Source organism: Streptomyces sp. NPDC053427, from assembly GCF_044544985.1.
Lineage (GTDB): Bacteria > Actinomycetota > Actinomycetes > Streptomycetales > Streptomycetaceae > Streptomyces.
The window spans coordinates 172,570-193,664 of sequence record NZ_JBITYA010000012.1; the positions used below are offsets into that span (position 1 = coordinate 172,570).

General features: G+C 71.3%; 23 protein-coding genes. 18 read left to right on the plus strand and 5 right to left on the minus strand.

The window, feature by feature from the left end; all coding sequences use genetic code 11:
- Positions 1–76: 76 nt before the first annotated feature.
- Positions 77–736, plus strand: a complete 660-nt coding sequence (locus ACIGWZ_RS30770) for an HU family DNA-binding protein (RefSeq protein ID WP_400069984.1) — start codon at positions 77–79, stop codon at positions 734–736.
- A 94-nt stretch (positions 737–830) separates the two neighbouring features.
- The gene (locus ACIGWZ_RS30775; RefSeq protein ID WP_400069985.1) at positions 831–1,067 is read left to right on the plus strand and encodes a hypothetical protein; all 237 of its coding nucleotides are present in this window, start codon (positions 831–833) and stop codon (positions 1,065–1,067) included.
- Here ACIGWZ_RS30775 and cofC read toward each other — a convergent pair.
- Positions 1,048–1,761, minus strand: coding sequence for a 2-phospho-L-lactate guanylyltransferase (gene cofC / locus ACIGWZ_RS30780; RefSeq protein WP_400069986.1), 714 nt, complete (start codon positions 1,759–1,761; stop codon positions 1,048–1,050). The two genes, ACIGWZ_RS30775 and cofC, sit on opposite strands and share 20 nt — an antisense overlap.
- 131 nt (positions 1,762–1,892) lie before the next feature.
- On the opposite strand from cofC, the gene ACIGWZ_RS30785 reads away from it, so the two are divergent.
- The 3 genes from ACIGWZ_RS30785 (at position 1,893) to ACIGWZ_RS30795 (ending at position 5,085) form a co-directional block, all read left to right on the plus strand.
- Positions 1,893–2,741, plus strand: coding sequence for a lysophospholipid acyltransferase family protein (locus tag ACIGWZ_RS30785; protein WP_400069987.1), 849 nt, complete (start codon positions 1,893–1,895; stop codon positions 2,739–2,741).
- On the plus strand, positions 2,738–3,739 hold the full coding sequence (locus tag ACIGWZ_RS30790; protein WP_400069988.1) for an NAD(P)H-dependent glycerol-3-phosphate dehydrogenase: 1,002 nt from the start codon (positions 2,738–2,740) through the stop codon (positions 3,737–3,739). The genes ACIGWZ_RS30785 and ACIGWZ_RS30790 overlap by 4 nt, the downstream gene beginning before the upstream one ends.
- A 209-nt stretch (positions 3,740–3,948) precedes the next feature.
- Positions 3,949–5,085 (plus strand): D-alanine--D-alanine ligase family protein, encoded by a 1,137-nt coding sequence (locus ACIGWZ_RS30795; protein WP_400069989.1) that lies wholly within the window; start codon positions 3,949–3,951, stop codon positions 5,083–5,085.
- 6 nt (positions 5,086–5,091) lie between these two features.
- Here ACIGWZ_RS30795 and ACIGWZ_RS30800 read toward each other — a convergent pair whose 3' ends face one another.
- Both ACIGWZ_RS30800 and ACIGWZ_RS30805 read right to left on the minus strand, forming a co-directional pair.
- On the minus strand, positions 5,092–5,565 hold the full coding sequence (locus ACIGWZ_RS30800) for a DUF3515 domain-containing protein (protein ID WP_400069990.1): 474 nt from the start codon (positions 5,563–5,565) through the stop codon (positions 5,092–5,094).
- A 24-nt stretch (positions 5,566–5,589) separates the two neighbouring features.
- Entirely contained in the window at positions 5,590–5,823 is a 234-nt protein-coding gene (locus ACIGWZ_RS30805) for an Lrp/AsnC family transcriptional regulator (protein ID WP_046925812.1), read from the minus strand.
- 158 nt (positions 5,824–5,981) lie between these two features.
- Here ACIGWZ_RS30805 and ACIGWZ_RS30810 point away from each other — a divergent pair, with 158 nt between their 5' ends.
- Together ACIGWZ_RS30810 and thiD are read left to right on the plus strand one after the other, a co-directional pair.
- Entirely contained in the window at positions 5,982–6,950 is a 969-nt protein-coding gene (locus ACIGWZ_RS30810) for a thiamine-phosphate kinase (RefSeq protein WP_400069991.1), read from the plus strand.
- Positions 6,951–6,960: 10 nt separating this feature from the next.
- Positions 6,961–7,773, plus strand: coding sequence for a bifunctional hydroxymethylpyrimidine kinase/phosphomethylpyrimidine kinase (gene thiD / locus ACIGWZ_RS30815; protein WP_400069992.1), 813 nt, complete (start codon positions 6,961–6,963; stop codon positions 7,771–7,773).
- 149 nt (positions 7,774–7,922) lie between these two features.
- On the opposite strand, the gene rpmB is transcribed toward thiD, so the two are convergent.
- Complete coding sequence (gene rpmB / locus ACIGWZ_RS30820) at positions 7,923–8,108, minus strand: 50S ribosomal protein L28 (protein ID WP_006602870.1); 186 nt, start codon at positions 8,106–8,108, stop codon at positions 7,923–7,925.
- 232 nt (positions 8,109–8,340) lie between these two features.
- On the opposite strand from rpmB, the gene ACIGWZ_RS30825 reads away from it, so the two are divergent.
- From ACIGWZ_RS30825 to mutM, 9 genes are all read left to right on the plus strand, one after another.
- A complete protein-coding gene (locus tag ACIGWZ_RS30825) occupies positions 8,341–9,996 on the plus strand; it encodes a DAK2 domain-containing protein (RefSeq protein ID WP_400070116.1) in 1,656 nt (551 codons plus the stop codon).
- 137 nt (positions 9,997–10,133) lie between these two features.
- A complete protein-coding gene (locus ACIGWZ_RS30830; RefSeq protein ID WP_400069993.1) occupies positions 10,134–13,097 on the plus strand; it encodes a helicase-related protein in 2,964 nt (987 codons plus the stop codon).
- 214 nt (positions 13,098–13,311) lie between these two features.
- Positions 13,312–13,911, plus strand: coding sequence for a 16S rRNA (guanine(966)-N(2))-methyltransferase RsmD (gene rsmD, locus ACIGWZ_RS30835; protein ID WP_400069994.1), 600 nt, complete (start codon positions 13,312–13,314; stop codon positions 13,909–13,911).
- Positions 13,908–14,420 (plus strand): pantetheine-phosphate adenylyltransferase, encoded by a 513-nt coding sequence (gene coaD / locus ACIGWZ_RS30840; protein WP_400069995.1) that lies wholly within the window; start codon positions 13,908–13,910, stop codon positions 14,418–14,420. Before rsmD ends, coaD begins: the two co-directional genes overlap by 4 nt.
- 127 nt (positions 14,421–14,547) lie before the next feature.
- The gene (locus tag ACIGWZ_RS30845) at positions 14,548–15,717 is read left to right on the plus strand and encodes an ATP synthase F0 subunit B (protein WP_400069996.1); all 1,170 of its coding nucleotides are present in this window, start codon (positions 14,548–14,550) and stop codon (positions 15,715–15,717) included.
- 182 nt (positions 15,718–15,899) lie between these two features.
- A complete protein-coding gene (locus ACIGWZ_RS30850) occupies positions 15,900–16,493 on the plus strand; it encodes a YceD family protein (RefSeq protein ID WP_400069997.1) in 594 nt (197 codons plus the stop codon).
- A gap of 2 nt (positions 16,494–16,495) precedes the next feature.
- Positions 16,496–16,669 carry a 50S ribosomal protein L32 gene (rpmF, locus tag ACIGWZ_RS30855; RefSeq protein ID WP_030087884.1) on the plus strand — a complete coding sequence of 58 codons (174 nt, stop codon included), beginning with the start codon at positions 16,496–16,498 and terminating at the stop codon, positions 16,667–16,669.
- A gap of 7 nt (positions 16,670–16,676) precedes the next feature.
- Complete coding sequence (gene rnc / locus ACIGWZ_RS30860; protein ID WP_400069998.1) at positions 16,677–17,591, plus strand: ribonuclease III; 915 nt, start codon at positions 16,677–16,679, stop codon at positions 17,589–17,591.
- Positions 17,592–17,684: 93 nt separating this feature from the next.
- Positions 17,685–18,623, plus strand: coding sequence for a bifunctional DNA-formamidopyrimidine glycosylase/DNA-(apurinic or apyrimidinic site) lyase (mutM, locus tag ACIGWZ_RS30865; RefSeq protein WP_400069999.1), 939 nt, complete (start codon positions 17,685–17,687; stop codon positions 18,621–18,623).
- Positions 18,624–18,839: 216 nt separating this feature from the next.
- On the opposite strand, the gene ACIGWZ_RS30870 is transcribed toward mutM, so the two are convergent.
- Positions 18,840–19,763, minus strand: a complete 924-nt coding sequence (locus tag ACIGWZ_RS30870; RefSeq protein ID WP_400070000.1) for a CAP domain-containing protein — start codon at positions 19,761–19,763, stop codon at positions 18,840–18,842.
- A 178-nt stretch (positions 19,764–19,941) separates the two neighbouring features.
- On the opposite strand from ACIGWZ_RS30870, the gene ACIGWZ_RS30875 reads away from it, so the two are divergent.
- A complete protein-coding gene (locus ACIGWZ_RS30875) occupies positions 19,942–20,223 on the plus strand; it encodes an acylphosphatase (RefSeq protein WP_400070001.1) in 282 nt (93 codons plus the stop codon).
- A 379-nt stretch (positions 20,224–20,602) separates the two neighbouring features.
- A complete protein-coding gene (locus tag ACIGWZ_RS30880; RefSeq protein ID WP_046925798.1) occupies positions 20,603–20,806 on the plus strand; it encodes a hypothetical protein in 204 nt (67 codons plus the stop codon).
- Positions 20,807–21,095: the final 289 nt, after the last annotated feature.

The following is a 21,095-nucleotide window of genomic DNA, read 5'->3' on the forward strand; positions in this document are numbered from 1 at the left end:
TTTGCGGTATGTATCTGCCTAACGTGCGAAAAAGCTTGGAAACTTTCGTTCCAGCAATGTCTCCGAAGGGGAAGACGTGAACAAGGCGCAGCTCGTAGAAGCCATTGCCGACAAGCTCGGCGGCCGCCAGAACGCCGCGGACGCGGTGGACGCGGTACTGGACGCAATCGTCCGTGCAGTTGTCGGCGGCGACCGTGTTTCGGTCACCGGATTCGGCTCGTTCGAGAAGGTCGACCGTCCGGCCCGCTATGCCCGCAACCCGCAGACCGGTGAGCGCGTGCGGGTCAAGAAGACCTCGGTGCCGCGATTCCGCGCCGGTCAGGGCTTCAAGGACCTGGTGAGCGGCTCGAAGAAGCTCCCCAAGGGCGGCGAGGTCTCCGTCAAGAAGGCCCCCAAGGGCAGCCTTACCGGTGGCGCCGCCATCAAGAAGGCCGCCGCGAAGAAGGCCACCGCCAAGAAGGCCGCCGCGAAGAAGGCGACGACGGCCAAGAAGGCTGTGGCGAAGAAGACCACCGCCGCGAAGAAGGCGACGGCGAAGAAGGCGACGACGGCCAAGAAGGCCACCGCCACCAAGACCGCCGCCAAGAAGGCGACGACGGCCAAGAAGGCCACCGCGAAGAAGGCCACGGCCAAGAAGACCGCCCCCGCCAAGAAGGCGACGGCGAAGAAGGCGCCCGCCAAGAAGGCCACGGCGCGCAAGACCACCGCCAAGAAGACCACCGCCCGCAAGCGGTAAAGCAGCGGCGACGCCGAGCGTCGGGCCGGTCTCCCTTCGGGGAGCCCGGCCCGCGGTGCGTTTGCGCCCAGGGCCCTGAACTAGGCTTTCTCCCATGCAGGCCACCGCGTACACCTACGACGACGCCACCCGCTCCGGCAGCGTGCTGCTGGACGACGGCACCCCGCTGCCCTTCGACGCGGCGGCCTTCGACGCCGGCGGGCTGCGGCTGCTGCGGCCCGGTCAGCGGGTACGCATCGAGCTCGCGGGCGAGGCGGACGGAACCGACGGCGCCGAAGCGGGCCAGGGCGACGGCCGCCGGATCGTGCTCATCACGCTCCAGACGCTCTGACCCCGGGCGACGGCCCCTCAGGCCCTCCCTGGGCGCCGATCGTCAGCCGCGGCACCTGGCGCGCCGTATGAGGGCCCACGCCCAGCGCCAGCGCCGCCCGCAGATCCTCACCGGTGTCCACGTCCCGCCGTACCGACGGCACCTCCAGCGCGGTGATCTCCCGCGCTCCCGATGCCAGGTGACGCGCCCGGGAAGCGCCGCCGAATGCCGGTGCCAATTCCACTCCGGAACTCGCGCCGAGAAGTGTTGTCCCGATATCCGCCGCATCCGCGAGAAATGCGCGGGGAAATAGCGCGGCGGAATGGAGCACCAGTTCCAGCTCGGCCGGCCGCAACGCCGGAAGGTCGGCGTTCAGCGCGGCCACCGGCGCACCGGGGCGGCGCGCCCGGACCGCGGCCGCGCCATGCGCCAGCGCGGCGTTGAGCCCGCGGGCCGGTGTGTCGGGCACGATGCGCGCCCCCAGCGCCGCCAGACGCTCCCCGGCCAGCGCATCGTCCGTGACAACCGCCACATCGCGCACGTTGCTGCAGGCCAGCGCCGCGGCCACGGTGTCCAGCGCGAACGCGAGCGCCAAATGGGGCCGAAACCGTTCACCGGCCGCCTGCGAGAGCCTGCTTTTGGCCCGCACCAGCGGTTTCAGCGGCACCACCAGGCTCCAGCCCACATCCCCTCCATCTCTACGCATCGGCGTCATTCTCACCCGCACTCGCCACCGTTCGACAGCGGCGGGGTTACGGTGTTCTCGACATAGCGGGTACCTGGAGCGACACTTGTGCGGCTGCCGGCCCGGCGCAGCTTCGCAGGTCCCACAAGGAGGGTGTCCAAGTGTCCCGCCGCAGAATCGGCTTCTGGTACCGCTTGGCCGCGGTCATCTGCAAACCGCCGCTCTTGGTTCTGTTCAAGCGGGACTGGCAGGGAATGGAGCACATTCCGGCTGACGGCGGATTTATCACCGCGGTCAACCACAACTCGTATCTCGATCCGCTCTCCTATGCGCACTATCAGTACAACACCGGACGGGTCCCGCGATTCCTCGCCAAGTCCGGCCTCTTCAAGAGCGGCTTTGTCGGCCTGATGATGCGCGGCACCGGCCAGATCCCCGTCTACCGGGAAACCACCGACGCGGCCACCGCGTTCCGGGCCGCGGTCGCCGCCATCGACAAGGGCGAATGCGTCGCCTTCTACCCCGAAGGCACCCTCACCCGGGACCCCGAGATGTGGCCCATGCAGGGCAAGACCGGTGCCGCACGCGTCGCGTTGCTGACCAAGGCACCCGTCATTCCCGTCGCCCAGTGGGGCGCGAATGCCGCGATGCCGCCGTACGCCAAGGAGAACAAACTCCAGCTCTTCCCCCGCAAGACGCTGAAGGTGAAGGCGGGACCGCCGGTCGACCTCAGCGCGTACTACGGCAAGGAGCCCACCGCCGAGGTACTGCGCGCCGTCACCGAAACCATCATGGCCGCCATCACCGAACAGCTGGCCCTGCTCCGCGACGAGCCCGCGCCCGCCGAACCGTACGACTACCGCAAGGCCATCGCCCGCGAGCGCCGCGCCGCCCGCGAGGCCGCCAAGGCCGCCACGGATGCCCTCATGGAGCCCGGCTCCGGCGGAGCCGTCGTCAGCACGCAGCGGGCCGGAAGCACCCCGCAGGTACAGGAGGATGAAGGCAAGTGACGCGCTGCGCCGTCTACGGCACGGGGTCCTGGGGCACCGCATTCGCCATGGTGCTCGCCGACGCGGGATGCGAGGTGACCCTGTGGGGCCGCCGCGCCGCCGTCGTCGACGCCATCAACAACGGCCGCACCAACCCCGACTACCTGCCCGGGGTCACCCTCCCCGCCGCCGTACGCGCCACCACCGACCCGGCGGAAGCGGCCCGCGGCGCGGACTTCACCGTCCTGGCCGTCCCCTCGCAGACGCTGCGCGCCAACCTCACCGAATGGGCGCCCCTGCTGCCCGCCGACACGGTCCTGGTCTCCCTGATGAAGGGCGTCGAACTGGGCACCGCAAAGCGCATGAGCGAGGTCATCGAGGAGGTCGCCAAGGTCCCCGCGGAACGCGTCGCGGTGCTGACCGGACCCAACCTCGCCAAGGAGATCGCCGCCCGCCAGCCCGCCGCCGCCGTCGTCGCCTGCGCCGACGAGGCGGTCGCCCGGCGGCTGCAGACCGCCTGCCACACCCCGTACTTCCGCCCGTACACCAACACCGACGTCGTCGGCTGCGAACTGGGCGGCGCGGTCAAGAACGTCATCGCGCTCGCCGTCGGCATCGCCACCGGCATGGGCCTGGGCGACAACGCCAAGGCCTCCCTGATCACCCGGGGCCTGGCCGAGACCACCCGGCTCGGCCTGGCCATGGGCGCCGACGCACACACCTTCGCGGGCCTGGCCGGCATGGGCGACCTCGTCGCCACCTGCTCCTCGCCGCTGTCGCGCAACAACACCTTCGGCACCAACCTCGGCCGCGGCATGACGCTTCAGGAGACCATCGCGGTCACCAAACAGACCGCCGAGGGCGTCAAGTCGTGCGAGTCCGTGCTCGATCTGGCCCGCCGGCACGGCGTCGACATGCCGCTGACCGAGACGGTCGTCGACATCGTCCACGAGGGCAAGCCGCCCATGGTCGCCCTCAAGGACCTGATGTCGCGCACCGCCAAGCCGGAGAGGCACTGACGGCGGCGCCCCGCGGAGTGGTCGGCCGCGGCAGGAGCCGTTGGTGGTGACGCGGTCGGGGGGTTGCCCTTTCGCGGCCGCGGCGCCCCGCCGCGTGGTCGGGGGTTGCCCTCTCGTGGCCCCGGTGACCCGGCCGGGCCCCGTCCGGCGCTGCGACCCCGTGCCGCAGCACTGACTCCAGGCCCCTCAGCAGGTACTCTCAACGCGTTATGAGCAGCCAGACCTCCTCCCACAAGCCCCGCGTCGCCGTCGTCTTCGGCGGCCGCAGCTCCGAGCACGGCATCTCCGTGGTCACCGCCGGCGCCGTCATGCGCGCCATCGACCGCGAGAAGTACGACGTGCTGCCCATCGGCATCACCACCGACGGACGCTGGGCGCTGACCGCCGACGACCCCGAGCGGATGGCCATCACGGACCGGCAGCTGCCCACCGTGGCCGCGCTCGCCGAGTCCGCCGACGGCGGGGTCGTGCTCCCGGTCGACCCGACCAACCGCGAGATCGTCTACACCGAGCCCGGCTCGGTGCCCAAGGCGCTCGGCGAGGTCGACGTCGTCTTCCCGGTCCTGCACGGCCCGTACGGCGAGGATGGCACCCTGCAGGGCCTGCTGGAGCTCTCCGGCGTCCCCTACGTCGGCTCGGGCGTCCTCGCCTCCGCGGTCGGCCAGGACAAGGACTACATGAAGCGGGTGTTCACCTCCTTCGGGCTGCCCGTCGGCCCCTACGAGGTCATCCGCCCCCGCGAGTGGGACAACGACCCCGCGGCCGCCCGCAAGAAGATCGTGGACTTCGCCGCCGACCACGGCTGGCCGCTGTTCGTCAAGCCCGCACGGGCCGGCTCGTCCATCGGCATCACCAAGGTCAACGACCTCGCGGGCCTGGACGAGGCCGTCGAGGAGGCCCGCCGCCACGACCCCAAGGTCATCGTCGAGGCGCTGCTGACCGGCCGCGAGATCGAGTGCGGGGTCCTGGAGTTCGAGGACGGCCCGCGCGCCAGCCTCCCGGCCGAGATTCCGCCGGTCACCGCCCACGACTTCTACGACTTCGAGGCCAAGTACATCGACTCGGCCGACGGCATCGTCCCGGCGCCGCTGACCGCCGAGCAGACCGCCGAGGTCCAGGAACTCGCCGTCGCGGCCTTCGAGGCGGCGTCCTGCGAAGGTCTGGTACGCGCCGACTTCTTCCTCCAGGACAACGGCGAGTTCGTGATCAACGAGATCAACACGCTGCCCGGCTTCACGCCCATCTCCATGTACCCGCGGATGTGGCAGGAGAGCGGCGTGAGCTATCCGGAGCTGATCGACCGGCTGCTCCAGGCGGCGCTGACCCGCTCCACGGGGCTGCGCTGAGCGGGCCTAGACGCCCTCCGGAACGGACTTCTTGACGGCGCCCCCGAGGTCGGTGAGCACATCGACCTCGGGCGCGTATGCCCCGGGCACGGTCACCTCGACATAGGCCTTGCGCAGCACGGTCGTGAAGCGATAGCCGTCGTCCCGCTTCTCGAACAGCCATTGGACGCCATCGACCACTGCCGCGTCCGCCTTGGGGTTGTAATGTTCACTCCCGTACGTCAGCACATCCGGCTTCGGCACCCCACAGCGCAGTCGAACGGCGGGATCGCCCCAGACAGCAGTGAAGTCGGAGACCGGCTCCGCACTGCCGCGCTTCAGACCGTCCACGGTCTTCGGCAACACCTTGTGGAGCGCCCGGCAGTACCGCACCGCCTCGCCCTGCGGGGAAGGCACATCGACATCCGAGGAAGAACAGCCCACCGCGGCGAAGAGCACGGTGAGCACCGGCAGGGCCAGGTACCGGCGGCGCACAGACATCACCCGGCCGAGCATACGGGGGAGCTAGAGATGGACCACCGGGCAGGTGAGGGTACGCGTGATGCCCTCCACTTGCTGGACCTTGGCGACCACCATGCGGCCCAGCTCGTCCACGGTGTCGGCCTGCGCCCGCACGATCACGTCATAGGGTCCCGTGACGTCCTCGGCCTGCAGCACACCAGGGATCTTCGCGATCACCTCGGCCACTGCGGAGGCCTTGCCGACCTCGGTCTGGATCAGGATGTATGCCTGTACCACGGGACCTCCAGGGCGGCTACCGGGATCATGTGGGAAGAAGGGACGCCACGGTACCGCGTCACCGTGCGGAGCGGGGAGACCCGCGCGGTGAAAGCGGCAAGTGCGGCGCAGTCGTCAGCGAAGTACGGACGGACCGTACGCAGGGGAAGGGCAACAGCATGAAGGGCACCGTGGGCGAGCTGGGGGAATTCGGGCTGATCAAGGAGCTCACCGCCCGGCTCACCTCCACCCCGGCCGTACGCATCGGGCCGGGGGACGACGCCGCGGTGGTCACCGCGCCCGACCGGAGGGTGGTGGCCAGCACCGACGTCCTCCTGGAGGGCCGGCACTTCCGCCGCGACTGGTCCACCGCCTACGACGTCGGCCGCAAGGCCGCCGCACAGAACCTCGCCGACATCGCGGCCATGGGCGCCGTGCCCACCGCGATCCTGCTCGGGCTGGTCGTTCCGGCGGAACTCCCCGCAACGTGGGCGACCGAGCTGATGGACGGGCTGCGCGACGAATGCCAGGTGGCCGGCGCCGCGGTCGTCGGCGGCGACGTCGTACGGGGGGAGACCATCACCGTCGCCATCACCGCGCTCGGCGATCTGCGCAACGCGGAGCCGGTCACCCGCGGCGGCGCCCAGCCCGGCGACGTGGTCGCGGTGACCGGCTGGCTCGGCTGGTCCGCCGCCGGTCACGCCGTCCTCTCCCGCGGCTTCCGCTCCCCCCGCGCCTTCGTCGAGGCCCACCGCCGCCCCGAACCGCCCTACCACGCGGGCCCGGCGGCCGCCGGACTCGGCGCCACCGCCATGACCGACGTCAGCGACGGCCTGGTCGCCGACCTCGGGCACATCGCCGACGCCAGCAAGGTCCGCATCGACCTGCGCTCCGCCGCCATCGACATCCCCTCGCAGATGTCCGACATCGGCACCGCCGTCGGCGTCGACCCCATGCAGTGGGTGCTCAACGGCGGCGAGGACCACGCCATCGTCGCCACCTTCCCGCCGGACGTGAAACTGCCCGCCCGCTGGAAGGTCATCGGCGAGGTCCTCAACCCCTCCGCGCTGCCCCAGGTCACGGTCGACGGCGCCCCCTGGGCGAAGGCCGGCTGGGACCACTTCGGGGACAACGACGACGCCGAGTAGATTCGGCGGTATGCAGACCGGTACGCACATACCTCCACGCGTCCTGACCGTCGCCGGATCCGACTCCGGCGGCGGCGCGGGCATCCAGGCCGACCTCAAGACGATGCTGGCGCTCGGCACCCACGGCATGAGCGTGCTCACCGCCGTCACCGCCCAGAACTCGCTCGGCGTGCAGGGCGCCTGGGAACTGCCCGTGGAGGCCGTACGGGCCCAGTTCCGCAGCGTCGTGGACGACATCGGCGTCGAGGCCGTCAAGACCGGAATGCTCTCCTCGGCCGAACTGGTCGAGACCGTCGCGGAACTCCTCGCCGACCTGCACGTCCCGGTCGTCGTCGACCCCGTCGGCGTCTCCAAGCACGGCGATGCGCTGCTCGCCGCCACCGCCCTCGACGCGGTCCGCACCAAGCTGCTGCCGACCGCCACCGTCGCCACCCCCAACCTGGACGAGGTCGCCCAGCTGACCGGCGTACACGTCCGGGAAGAGGCCGACATGCGGCGGGCCGCCGCCGCCATCCTGGACTTCGGGCCCCGCTGGGCCCTCATCAAGGGCGGCCACCTGACGGCCGACGCCACGGACGCCGTCGACCTGCTCACCGACGGCACCGAGGAACACTGGCTGCGCGCGCCCCGCCACGACAACCGCCACACCCACGGCACCGGCTGCACCCTCGCCAGCGCCCTCGCCGCGCAGCTCGCCAAGGGGGACACCGTCCCGCAGGCCGCCGCCGCCGCGAAGGACTACGTCAACGGCGCCATCGCGGCCGGCTTCCGGCTGGGCGCGGGCATCGGGCCGGTCGACCACGGCTGGCGCCTGCGGCCCTAGGCGTCTGCCCGGCAGCGGTTGCGCCGCCCCGGCCATGGCGCCGGGCGCGGCAGAGCCGTCGCCCGGCACCGGGAAAGGCAAAAGCCGGCCCACCATGACGGTGGACCGGCTTCACAAGCAACCGGTTGGGCTGCGCTACGGCGTAGACGTCAGCGCGAGACCTTGCCGGCCTTGATGCACGAGGTGCAGGCGTTCAGCTTCTTCGGCGTGCGCCCGATCACTGCACGCACCGTCTGGATGTTGGGGTTCCAACGACGGTTGGTACGGCGATGCGAGTGCGAGACACTCTTGCCGAAGCCCGGCCCCTTGCCGCAGACGTCGCAGTTGGCAGCCACGGGTCACTCCAAAGACTTCAGATGCACTTACGGTGAAATCCTGACGAGCCGAGTGCATTACCCGACCGGCACCGTCAGGAGAGGAATGGCCCGATTTTCATCGGGCAACCGGAGCAGCATACAACGGCCGCTCCCGTAGAACGAAACTATCACGCAGCCCCGGGCCCCCGCCCCGGCCTCCCCGCCGGAGCGCGGCTACTGTGCGGTGCATCCCGTGACCCAGGAGGACGATGTGCCCTACCCGCTCGACGCCGCCGCGGTCCGCGCCTGGTGCGGGCTGGCCCTGGAGGCGCTCGGCCGGGAGCGCGAGCGCATCGACGCGATCAACGTCTACCCGGTGGCCGACGGCGACACCGGCACCAACCTCTACCTGACCCTCGAATCCGCCACCCGCGCCGTCGAGGCCGCCTTCGACGGCCACGCCTCCACCGGGACCACGCCCCGCCTCGCCGACGCCATCGGCGCCATGGCCCACGGCGCCCTCATCGGCGCCCGCGGCAACTCCGGCACCATCCTCGCGCAGCTGCTGCGCGGCATGACCGAGGTCCTGGCGGCCGAGGAGGACCCGGACGGCGGCCCGCACGGCCCGGCCGACGCGCTGCGCCGGGCGCTGCGCCGCGCCGCCGCATCGACCTACGAGGCCGTGGCGCACCCCGTGGAAGGCACCGTCCTGACCGTGGCGACCGCCGCCGCCGACGCCGCGGAACGCGCCACCGGAGACGCCGCCCACATCGCACGGGCCGCCCACGACGGCGCCCGCAGCGCCCTCAAGGCCACCCCCGGCCAGCTCGCGGTGCTCGGCCGCGCCGGAGTGGTGGACGCCGGCGGCTGCGGCCTCGTCGCCCTGCTCGGCGCCCTCGCCGACGCACTCTCCGGCGAGAGCACGGCGGCCCCCGTCACCGTACGGGCCGACGCGCCGCTCCCCGAGGCGGGCGGCCGCGCGGCAACCGGGGCCGACGGCTGCATCGACAGCGACGGGGACGGCCCCGCCTTCGAAGTCATCTACCTCCTGGAGGCCGACGACGCCGCCGTGGCACGGCTGCGCACCCGCCTCGACGGTCTCGGCGACTCCCTCGTCGTCGTCGGCGGCGACGGCCTGTGGAACGTCCACGTCCACGTCGACGACGCGGGCGCCGCCGTGGAGGCCGGCATCGAAGCCGGCCGCCCGTACCGGATCCGCATCACCCACTTCGGCGGCGCCACCCGCATCAAGGAACCCGAGATGGCGGCGCGGGCCGTCGTCGCCGTGGTGCCGGGCGCCGGGCTCGCCGGGCTCTGCACCGAGGCGGGCGCCACCACGGTCTCCGTACGCCCCGGAGAACCCCCTGCCAGCGGCGAACTGGTCCAGGCGATCCGCCAGGCGCACGCCCGCGAGGTGATGCTGCTGCCCAACGACCCCGAACTGCGGCACACCGCCGCGGCCGCCGCCGAACAGGCCCGCACCGAAGGCGTCCGGGTCGCCCTGATCCCCACCCGTTCCGCCGTCCAGGGCATCGCCGCCCTGGCCGTGCACGAGCCGGGACGCAGCTTCGACGAGGACGTCGTCGCGATGACCTCCGCCGCCGGCGCCACCCGCTACGCGGAGCTCGCCGTCGCCGAGCGGCAGTCATGGACGATGGCCGGCGTCTGCCAGGCCGGCGACGTCCTCGGGCTGATCGACGGCGATGTCGCGGTCATCGGCTCCGACCTGACCGCGACCGCGATGACGGTCCTGGACCGGATGCTCTCCGCGGGCGGCGAAATGGTCACCCTCGTACTCGGCACCGACATCCCCGACACCCTCGCGGACCGCCTCGAAGCCCACGTCCGCGAACGCCATCTCGCCGTCGACACCGTCGTCTACGAAGGCGGGCAGTACGCGGCGCCGCTGCTCATCGGCGTCGAATAACAGCACCCCGGAACAAGGCCACGACCCCGCCCGACGCCGGGACGCGTACCCCGTCGGCAAGCCCACCCGCACTCCGCGTCGCGGACTCCGGCGCTCGGCAGACCCCGAATGTCGGAGCCGTGGTGTGCAATAGGTGCGTGGCAGCGCTCGACGAACCCCTGAAGAAGATCCTCGGTGGCAGCACCGCGAAAGTGCTGGCCGAGCACCTCGACCTGCATACGGTCGGCGACCTGTTGCACCACTACCCCCGGCGCTACGCCGAGCGCGGTGAGCTGACCCGCCTCGCGGACCTGCCGCTGGACGAACACGTCACGGTCGTCGCCCAGGTCGCGGACGCCCGCGTCCACACCTTCAACGGCGGCAGAGGACAACGGCTGGAGGTCACCCTCACCGACGGCAGCGGCCGGCTCCGGCTGGTCTTCTTCGGCAGGGGCATCCACAAACCGCACAAGGACCTGCTGCCCGGCCGCCGGGCGATGTTCGCCGGCAAGGTCTCGGTCTTCAACCACAAACTGCAGCTCGCCCACCCCGAGTACGAACTCCTCGACAAGGACGACGACGCCGGGACGGACGCCGTCAGCGCCTTCGCCCAGCAGCTGCTGCCGATCTACCCGGCCTGCCAGCAGATGGCCTCCTGGAAGATCGCCAAGGCCGTCGACGCGGTGCTGCCCAGCGCCCAGGACGCCGTCGACCCGCTCCCGGACGCGCTGCGCGACGGCCGCGCGCTCATCCCGCTCACCGAGGCGCTGCTGAAGATCCACCGGCCGGCCACCAAAGCCGAGATCGCCGACGCCCGCGCCCGGCTCAAATGGGACGAGGCCTTCGTCCTCCAGGTGGCGCTCGCCCGCCGCCGCCTGGCCGAGACCCAACTTCCCGCCGTACCGAGGACCTTGACCGAGGGCGGCCTCCTCGACGCCTTCGACGCCAAGCTGCCGTTCACCCTCACCGAAGGCCAGCAGCAGGTCAGCCGGGAGATCTTCGACGACCTGGCGACGAACCACCCCATGCACCGCCTCCTCCAGGGCGAGGTGGGCTCCGGCAAGGCACAGCCGCTGGACGCCCTGGTGCTGACACCCCGCGGCTTCCGGCCCATGGGGGAGATGACCGTCGGCGCCGAAGTCGTGGTGCCCTCCGGTGAGCTCGCCGTGGTGGACGGCGTCTTCCCCCAGGGAGAGCGGGAGGTGTGGCGGCTGGTGCTCTCGGACGGGAGCGCCGTCGAGTGCGACGACGAGCATCTGTGGATCGTCGGATCCCGCGGCACGGCGGAGCGGGTGCTGACCACGCGCGAGCTGCGCGCCGATCTGCTGCACGCCGACGGCCGGCCCAAGTGGTCCATCCCGCCGGCCACCCCGGTGGACCTCGACGGGGGCGAGGACCGGCCGCTCGATCCGTACGCACTGGGCCGGTCGCTGGCCGAACGGGGAGGCCGCGTCCCGGACGCCTACCGCAACGCCCCGCTCAAGGACCGCCATGCCCTGGTGCAGGGCCTGATGGACGCCGGGGGGCGGCCCGCGGGCGCCGGCACCGTCTTCCGCGGAGCGCCCGGCCCGCTGGCCGAGGACCTCGCCTGGCTGGTGCGCTCCCTGGGCGGCTGCCCCGTGCTCGCCCCCGTACGGGACGGCGCCCGCGACGTCCACGTGGCGCTGCCGGACGCGGCGTCCGACGGCCGCGGCGGCTTGCGGCGCGCCGTCGAGGCCATCGAGTACGTCGGCCGCAAGCCGGTCCAGTGCATCAGCGTCGCGCACCCCGACCACGCCTATGTGACCGACCACTTCACCGTCACCCACAACACCATGGTGGCCCTGCGCGCCATGCTCGGCGTCGTCGACAGCGGCGGCCAGGCGGCGATGCTCGCGCCGACCGAAGTCCTCGCCCAGCAGCACCACCGCTCCATCACCGAAATGATGGGCGAGCTCGCCGAGAAGGGGATGCTCGGCGGCGCAGAGCAGGGCACGAAGGTGGTGCTGCTGACCGGCTCCATGGGTGCCGCCGCCCGCCGCCAGGCGCTGCTCGACCTGGTCACCGGCGAGGCGGGCATCGTCATCGGGACGCACGCGCTGATCGAGGACAAGGTGCAGTTCCACGACCTGGGCCTGGTCGTGGTCGACGAACAGCACCGCTTCGGCGTCGAACAGCGCGACGCCCTGCGCGGCAAGGGCAAACAACCGCCCCACCTGCTGGTGATGACGGCCACCCCCATTCCCCGCACGGTCGCCATGACCGTCTTCGGCGATCTGGAGACCTCCGTACTCGACCAACTCCCCGCCGGACGCTCGCCGATCGCCAGCCATGTGGTGCCCGCCAAGGACAAACCGCACTTCCTGGCGCGCGCCTGGGAGCGGGTCCGCGAGGAAGTGACGGCCGGGCACCAGGGCTATGTGGTGTGCCCCCGGATCGGCGACGAGGAGGACCCGCCCAAGGCCGCCAAGAAGGGCGCCAAGGAGACGGCGGCCAAGGAGAGTTCACCGGAGGACGTCGAGGAGAAGCGGCCGCCGCTGGCGGTGCTGGACGTCGCCGAGCAGCTGGCCAAGGGACCCCTAGAGGGCCTCGCAGTGGCGGTGCTGCACGGCCGGATGGCCCCGGACGACAAGGACGAGGTGATGCGGAAGTTCGCAGCCGGCCGGCTGGATGTCCTGGTGGCGACGACCGTCATCGAAGTCGGCGTGAACGTCCCGAACGCCACCGCCATGGTGATCATGGACGCGGACCGCTTCGGCGTCTCCCAGCTGCACCAGCTGCGCGGCCGGGTGGGCCGAGGCTCCGCCCCCGGCCTGTGCCTGCTGGTCAGCGAGATGCCCGAGGCCAGCCCGGCACGCGCCCGGCTGGCGGCCGTCGCCGGCACCCTCGACGGCTTCGAACTCTCCCGCATCGACCTGGAACAGCGCCGCGAGGGCGACGTCCTGGGGCAGGCCCAGTCCGGCGTCCGCTCGTCGCTGCGGATGCTCGCCGTCATCGAGGACGAAGAGGTCATCGCGGCCGCCCGGGAGGAGGCCACCGCCGTGGTCACCGCCGACCCCGAGCTCGCCGGCTACCCCGAGCTGCGGACCGCGCTGTCGGCGCTCCTGGACGACGAGCGGGAGCAGTATCTGGACAAGGGATGAGACCGAGGGGCGGGACCGGGCGACGGGACGAGCGACGGGACAGGCGACGGCGGACGGGACGAGCGCGGGCCAGGGGTGAGATCGATCACCCGTCCCTGCGGCGCCGCAGGCCGCCGCCCGGCGCCGTCCGTGCGACGACGGAATATCGTGGGACCGGAGCCCACCGGGCTCCCCTTGTGTCACTCCACCCCACGCACAACGTAAGGACGGGCCCATGACCCGCGTGATCGCCGGTTCGGCCGGCGGCCGCCGCCTGGCCGTACCACCGGGAAACGGCACCCGCCCCACCTCCGACCGGGCGCGCGAGGCCCTCTTCTCCACCTGGGAGGCGCTCGACGGACCGCTCACCGGCGCCCGGGTCCTCGACCTCTACGGCGGCTCCGGAGCCGTCGGCCTGGAGGCGCTCTCCCGGGGCGCCGCGCACGTCCTGCTGGTCGAGGCCGACACCCGCGCCGCCCGCACCATCCGCGACAACATCCGCGCCGTAGGCCTCCCCGGCGCCGAACTGCGCACCGGCAAGGCCGAGCAGACCGCCGCGGCCCCCGCCCCGGGCGACCCGTACGACATCGTCTTCCTGGACCCGCCCTACGCCGCCACCGACGCCGATCTTCGGGAGATCCTGCTCACACTCCGTGGTCAGGGGTGGCTTGCGGAGGAGGCACTCGTCACCGTGGAGCGCAGCACCAGAGGCGGCACGTTCCCCTGGCCGGACGGTTTTGAAGCGATCAAGGCCCGTCGCTACGGCGAGGCCACGCTTTGGTACGGTCGCGCCGCCTCGACGTCCGCCGAATCGACGTCAGCAAGCGTGTCATGACCGGGCCGCAGAGCGAGGAGACGAAGTTGCGCCGCGCCGTCTGTCCGGGGTCGTTCGACCCCATCACCAATGGGCACCTGGACATCATCGCCCGTGCCTCCAAGCTGTACGACGTCGTCCACGTCGCCGTGATGATCAATCAGTCGAAGCAGGGCCTGTTCACGGTCGACGAGCGGATCGATCTCATCCGCCGGGCCACCGCCGAATACGGCAACGTCGAGGTCGAGTCCTTCCACGGCCTGCTCGTCGACTTCTGCAAGCAGCGCGACATCCCCGCCATCGTCAAGGGCCTGCGCGCCGTCAGCGACTTCGACTACGAGCTCCAGATGGCCCAGATGAACAACGGGCTGTCCGGCGTGGAGACCCTTTTCGTCCCCACCAACCCCACCTACAGCTTCCTTTCCTCCAGCCTCGTCAAGGAGGTCGCGGCCTGGGGCGGCGACGTCGCCCACCTGGTCCCGCCCTTCGTCCTCGACGCCCTGACCGAGCGCCTGCGCAAGAAGCGATGACCCGCCGCGCCGCGTGCCGCCCGGCCGGCACCCTGACGGAAAGTCAGTAGGTGTCGGGCCGGGGCCCCGTGGTCGTACAGTCGTCCCGTTCCCTCGTTCCATCCCTTCAGAGAGTGGCGAGTCCAAGGTGGACGTGCAGAAGAAGCTCGACGACATCGTCGAGACCGTCGGCAGCGCCCGGTCCGTGCCCATGTCGGCCTCGTGCGTGGTCAACCGCGCCGAGCTGCTCGCCCTGCTCGAGGAGGTCCGGGCGGCCCTGCCCGGCTCCCTCGCCCAGGCGCAGGAGCTGCTCGGCGGGCGCGAGCAGATGGTCGAGGAGGCGCGGGCCGAGGCGGAGCGGATCATCGAGTCCGCGCACGCCCAGCGCGGGTCACTGATCTCCGACACCGAGGTGGCCCGGCAGTCCCAGGACGAGGCCGACCGGATCCTGGCCGACGCCCGCCGCGAGGCCGAGGAGATCCGCGCCGAGGCCGACGACTACGTCGACTCCAAGCTCGCCAACTTCGAGGTCGTCCTCACCAAGACCATCGGCTCCGTCGACCGCGGCCGCGAGAAGCTGCTCGGCCGCGACCCCGGGCTCGACCAGCAGGGATACCCCGACGAGGACGGCACCGAGGCCCCCGAGCGCAGCGCCGACCCGGAGACCCTGAAGCAGCGCGCCGACGCCTATGTGGACGCCAAGTTCGGTGCCTTCCAGGCCGTCCTGACCAAGACGCTGGAGGCGGTCGGCCGCGGCCGCGACAAGCTCCAGGGCGCGCGGGCCATCGACGAGCTCGCGGTGCATCTGGCGACGGCGGGCGACCACCAGGCCGGCCAGGTGCAGGCGGACGCCGACTATCTCGCCGGACTCGCGGGCATCGGCGCAGGCCAGGACCCGCAGCCGCCCCAGGCCGCGCCCCAGGCACCGCCCCAGCCGCAGGAGCACCAGCAGCTCCCGGACCCCCAGCAGCCCCTCCAGCCCCAGGTCCAGCAGGACTACTACGCGGACCCGGCGGCCTACCAGCAGCAGGACGCCTACGGCTACCAGCAGCCGCAGCAGGATCCGTACGCACAGCACCACCAGGATCCGTACGGCTACGACTGGCAGCAGCAGCAAGCCCAGCAGCAGGCCCAGCAGCAGGGATACGACCCGAACGCCTACCTCCAGCACCAGCTGCCGCCCCAGCCTCAGCACGCCCCCCACGACCCGCACGCCCAGGCGGGGGCGCTGGACGAGACCAGCCTCTTCGACACCAGCATGATCAACATGGATCAGATCCGGCAGTACGAAGAGCAGTACGAACAGCGGCGCCAGTAACCGGCCCGGGAGGGGCCGGAAGCGGATTGGGCCTATCGGGGCCCGTCCAGTATCCTGGCTGTTCGGTCGCGTCTACTTCGCGATCACTGCTGCCCGCGTATCCAGCGGATAACGGGCGGCTCGTAGCGCAGTACAGAAAGCAGGAAGCCATCAACGCCCGCCTCGACCACCGTTCCCCGCTCGTGTTCGATACACGCGAGCTGGGGCGTCGTCCCGGCACGCTCAAGCGGCTCTCCCGCACCGTCGAGGCCCCCCGGGACCTCGGCAACGAGGTCGTCGGAGTGCCCGAGGGTGCCCCGATCGAGCTCGACCTCCGCCTGGAATCGGTCATGGACGGGGTGCTTGTCACAGGCACCTCCCGTGCGGCCGTGAAGGGGGAGTGCGTAAGGTGTCTGGAGCCGCTCGAGCGAGAGCTCACTGCGGACTTCCAGGAGATGTTCTCCTACCCCGACGCCGACGCCCGGACCCGCCCCGCGGACTCCGGCGACGACGCCGAGGACGAGGAAGACACCTTCTTCATCGAGGACGACATGTTCGACCTCGAACCCGTGCTGCGGGATGCGGTGGTGCTCACACTGCCGCTGCAGCCGGTGTGCCAGGACGACTGCCCGGGCCTGTGCTCCGAATGCGGAGCGCGGCTCGCGGACGACCCGGACCACCACCACGATGCCGTCGACATGCGTTGGGCGGCACTGCAGGGACTCGTCGGGACCAACCAGGACGACGAGAAGGACAACGTTCCCCGCAACGGCGGGGATGAACCTCAGGAGAAGTAGCCGTGGCTGTTCCGAAGCGGAAGATGTCGCGCAGCAACACGCGCCACCGCCGGTCGCAGTGGAAGGCTGCGGTCCCCACCCTGGTGGCATGCGCTAGCTGCCACGAGCCCAAGCTGCAGCACATCGCGTGCCCGAGCTGCGGCACCTACAACAAGCGCCAGGTCCTCGAGGTCTGAGCGGCTGGTGACAGGCACCGTGTCTAGCCCCAAGAAGGCGGAAGACGCCAATCCGTCCCCCCGCAAGCGCGGGGATGAGAATCCGGCGGACACAGCCTCGTCCCACACGCTTCTGGAAGGGCGGCTCGGGTACAAGCTCGAGTCCGCCCTTCTGGTGCGTGCGCTGACGCACCGCTCGTACGCATACGAGAACGGCGGTCTGCCCACCAACGAACGGCTCGAGTTCCTCGGGGACTCGGTGCTCGGCCTGGTGGTCACCGACACGCTGTACCGCATCCACCCCGATCTCCCGGAAGGCCAGCTGGCCAAGCTCCGGGCCGCGGTGGTCAACTCGCGTGCACTTGCCGAGGTGGGCCGCGGCCTCGACCTCGGCGCCTTCATCCGCCTCGGCCGAGGCGAAGAAGGCACGGGCGGCCGGGACAAGGCCTCCATCCTCGCCGACACCCTCGAAGCGGTGATCGGCGCGGTCTACCTCGACCAGGGCCTCGACGCGGCCGGCGAGCTGGTGCACCGGCTCTTCGACCCGCTCATCGAGAAGTCCTCCAGCCTGGGCGCGGGCCTGGACTGGAAGACCAGCCTCCAGGAACTCACCGCGACCGAAGGTCTCGGCGTCCCGGAATACCTGGTCACCGAGACCGGCCCGGACCACGAGAAGACCTTCACTGCTGCCGCCCGCGTCGGTGGTGTCTCGTACGGCACCGGCACCGGCCGCAGCAAGAAGGAAGCCGAGCAGCAGGCGGCCGAATCCGCATGGCGTGCCATTCGCGCCGCGGCGGACGAGGCGGCCAAGGCCAAGGAGTCGGCCTCCGACGACGACACGTCGCCGGGCCCCGGTACAAGCACCGGCTCCACCGAAGCGGCCACCGCCGCGCAGCCTGATGCGGCTCCGGCTTCCGACGACACCTCGTCGTCGGCACACTGAAAACCCCCTTCTGACCCCCTCCAGGACGGCCCGGCCGCTCCCGGAGGGGGTCAGAAGTCTTTCCCAGGACCACTCGTTCGTGAGGAGCGCCCCGTGCCCGAGCTGCCCGAGGTCGAGGTCGTACGCCGAGGACTGCAGCGCTGGGTCAGCGGACGGAGCATCGACGCCGTCGAGGTCCGCCACCCGCGCGCGATCCGCCGCCACACCGCCGGCGCGGCCGACTTCGCCGCCCGCCTCAAGGGCCTGCGCATCGATGCGGCCCGCCGCCGCGGCAAATACCTCTGGCTCCCGGTCACCGGCGGCGGCCCCGCCGCGCAGACCGGCGCCGAAGGCATCGGCCCCCTCGTCACCCCCGACGTCACCCACGGCCTGGCGATCCTCGCCCACCTCGGCATGAGCGGCCAGCTGCTGGTCCAGCCCGAAGCCGCCCCCGACGAAAAGCACCTGCGCATCCGCATCCGCTTCGCCGACGACCTCGGCACCGAACTCCGCTTCGTCGACCAGCGCACCTTCGGCGGCCTCTCCCTCCACGACACCGTCCCCGGCGACGCCGACCAGCTCCCCGACGTCATCGGCCACATCGCCCGCGACCCCCTCGACCCGGCCTTCGACGACGCCGCCTTCCACGACGCGCTGCGCCGCCGCCGGACCACCATCAAACGCGCCCTGCTCGACCAGTCCCTGATCAGCGGCGTCGGCAACATCTACGCCGACGAGGCACTGTGGCGCAGCAGGCTCCACTACGACCGGCCCACCGCCACCTTCACCCGCCCGCGCACCGCCGAGCTGCTCGGCCACGTACGGGACGTGATGAACGCCGCCCTCGACGTCGGCGGCACCAGCTTCGACAGCCTCTATGTCAACGTCAACGGCGAGTCCGGCTACTTCGAACGCTCCCTGGACGCCTACGGCCGCGAGGACGAACCCTGCCGCCGCTGCGGCACCCCCATCCGCCGCCGCCCCTGGATGAACCGCTCCAGCTACTTCTGCCCCCGCTGCCAGCGACCGCCACGACCGTCCCGCGCGGGCTGACGACGGTCCCGTCCGCCGATCGCCGGCCCGAGGGACTTCCGCGGCCCTCGACGCCTGTCGCCTGTCCGCGCGCCCTGCCGGATCGAGGACGGCCACGGCGCGCCACAGCCGGGGTTCGCGCACGTCATCGAACGGCGATTGCCCCGCACCCTGACGGCACGGCTGTCCGGGTGAACGCGCGGCGGCCGGGAACCACCCGGACCGCCCGCCAACGCCTCAGAACCCGAAATCCTGCGTCCACCAGGGCCCGCCCGGACCGAAGTGGGCGCCCACGCCGAGCGTCTTGTACTCGCAATTGAGGATGTTGGCGCGGTGACCGGAGCTGTTCATCCAGGAATCCATCACCGACTGGGCATTGGCCTGGCCGCGGGCGATGTTCTCGCCGCCGAGATTCGTGATGCCCAGGTCGCGGGCGCGGTCCCAGGGCGTGTCGCCGTCCGGGTCGGTGTGGTCGAAGAAGCCGCGCGCCGCCATGTCGTCGCTGAAGCCCTGCGCCAGACCGGCCAGTTCCTTGTCGGCGGTCACCGGCGAGCAGCCGGCCTGGGCGCGCTCCTGGTTGACGAGGGAGAGCACCTCGGCCTCGGCGGACGACTCGGGGTCCGCGGACGCCGACGGGGTCGCGGAGCTCTTCGGCGTCGTCGGCGCGGCCGACGGGCCTGCGGTCCTCTCGGGACGCTGCGAACCGGGCTCCGCGGCCGGGGATTTGGCCGGACGGTGCGGGGAGGGCGAGGCCGACGGGGTCGCCGCCGAGGACGCGCGGGGGGAGTGCGGGGCCGTGGGGCGCTCGCCGCCGCGGCTCGCCGGGTCCGAGGCGCGGTCCGTCGGCGTCACGGAGTTGCCGCCACGCGGTTCGACGTCCGGCAGCGAGTCGGCACGCACCCGCTCACCGCGCTCCCCACCGCCGCCCACCTCGAACTGGCCGCCGCCCGGTATCAGTCCGGAGGCGACGGCCACGGCACCCATGGCCACCGCGGCGGAGGCGCCGAGCAGCCCGGTGCGCACCGGCGCCGTCCGGCGGCCGCGCGCCGCGCGGTGTCCGGCGTGCCGGGCGGCACCCGGTGCCGCCTCTGCCGGTGCGTCAACAGGGCGAGCACCTATGGGTTCGGGCGCGTGGGGAGCAGAGCGTCGATGGCGGCCCATCCGCTGTCTTCCTTCCCCCGGTGCAAGCACCGGCTCCATTGGCGCGGCTACCGCCGCACGCCTTTCCGGGCGTCAAGTCGACTCACCCGAACGGGTGAGTCTCGATGTCGGGGGACTGTACGCCATGGCGTTCCGGGCCGAGGTGCCCAGCGGGCAATTGGCCGGTTAACGTGCACACATGAACGAAGAGGTCCGGGTGATCGCGTGGGTGCGCGGCCGCGTCCAAGGAGTCGGATTCCGCTGGTTCACCCGCGCGAATGCGCTGCGCATCGGTGAACTCGACGGATTTGCCAGCAATCTCGCCGACGGCCGCGTCCAGGTGGTCGCCGAAGGGCCGAGGGATCGCTGCGAGCAGCTGCTGGACTGGCTCCGTACCGGAGACACGCCCGGACGCGTCGACGGTGTCACTGAGATATGGGACACGCCCCGCGGCGGATACGACGGCTTCGAGATCCGCTGAAGGGCCCGCCGGCGCCGACCGTACGGCCGTCAAAAATGATCTTTGGGCTATGCCTTTGTCAGCTGCTCACGGGAGATAAGGCCTGGTGGTTGCCAACTCGGCCGACCCGTGCAAGGCTGCGGCTGTACGGATGATCTCCACACCCCGCGGGACCTTTCTGGAGAGTCGGCGCAGAGCCCTGACGGCCGCGCACTCTCGGGCGCCCGACGATACGGGGTGTGATCGTGTTGACCCTCAAACCTTTTGGTGAGACTCTGGAATCCCCGCGCACCTTAGCTGTTTGGCATTGAAGACACCAGTAATGGCAAGCACCGCGGGTGCGAATCCCTCACGACCCACACCGCTTCGGTCGGTCACTCAGTGTGGAGGACCATCCATCATGGCAAAGGCGCTTCTCGGTTACGTCGGCGGCTCCGACCCCCGAGTCCTCTCCGAGATGCGACGGCTTCAGCAGCGCGTCCAAGACCTTGAATCCGAACTTATTCGGATGCAGGCCGAAAACGACATGCTGTCCGCTGCCGCACGTCACGACGACTCGATGCTCGACATCGACGTACCCCAGGCGGAGCCCGCGCTCACCTGACCCCAACCCCAGGGCCGGTCGGGCTGCTCGCCAGCCGCTTGAGGCACCGCCGCTCTCTTCAAGATCTGCAAGGGACGCTTCGGCGTCCCTTCGTCGTTTCCCGGCAGTGACGGCAGAGGATTTCCCGGCCACCGATACCGCGGATTCCCCGGTTTTCGCATTGTCCGAACGGCCTCTTCGACCCCCCGGCGCCTCCCTTACCGCATCATGTGCCCTGCACATTCCCCGGTGAAACCGAAAATGAACGCCGCCGCATACCCGGGGGCCGTACACACCACGAAACGGCGAC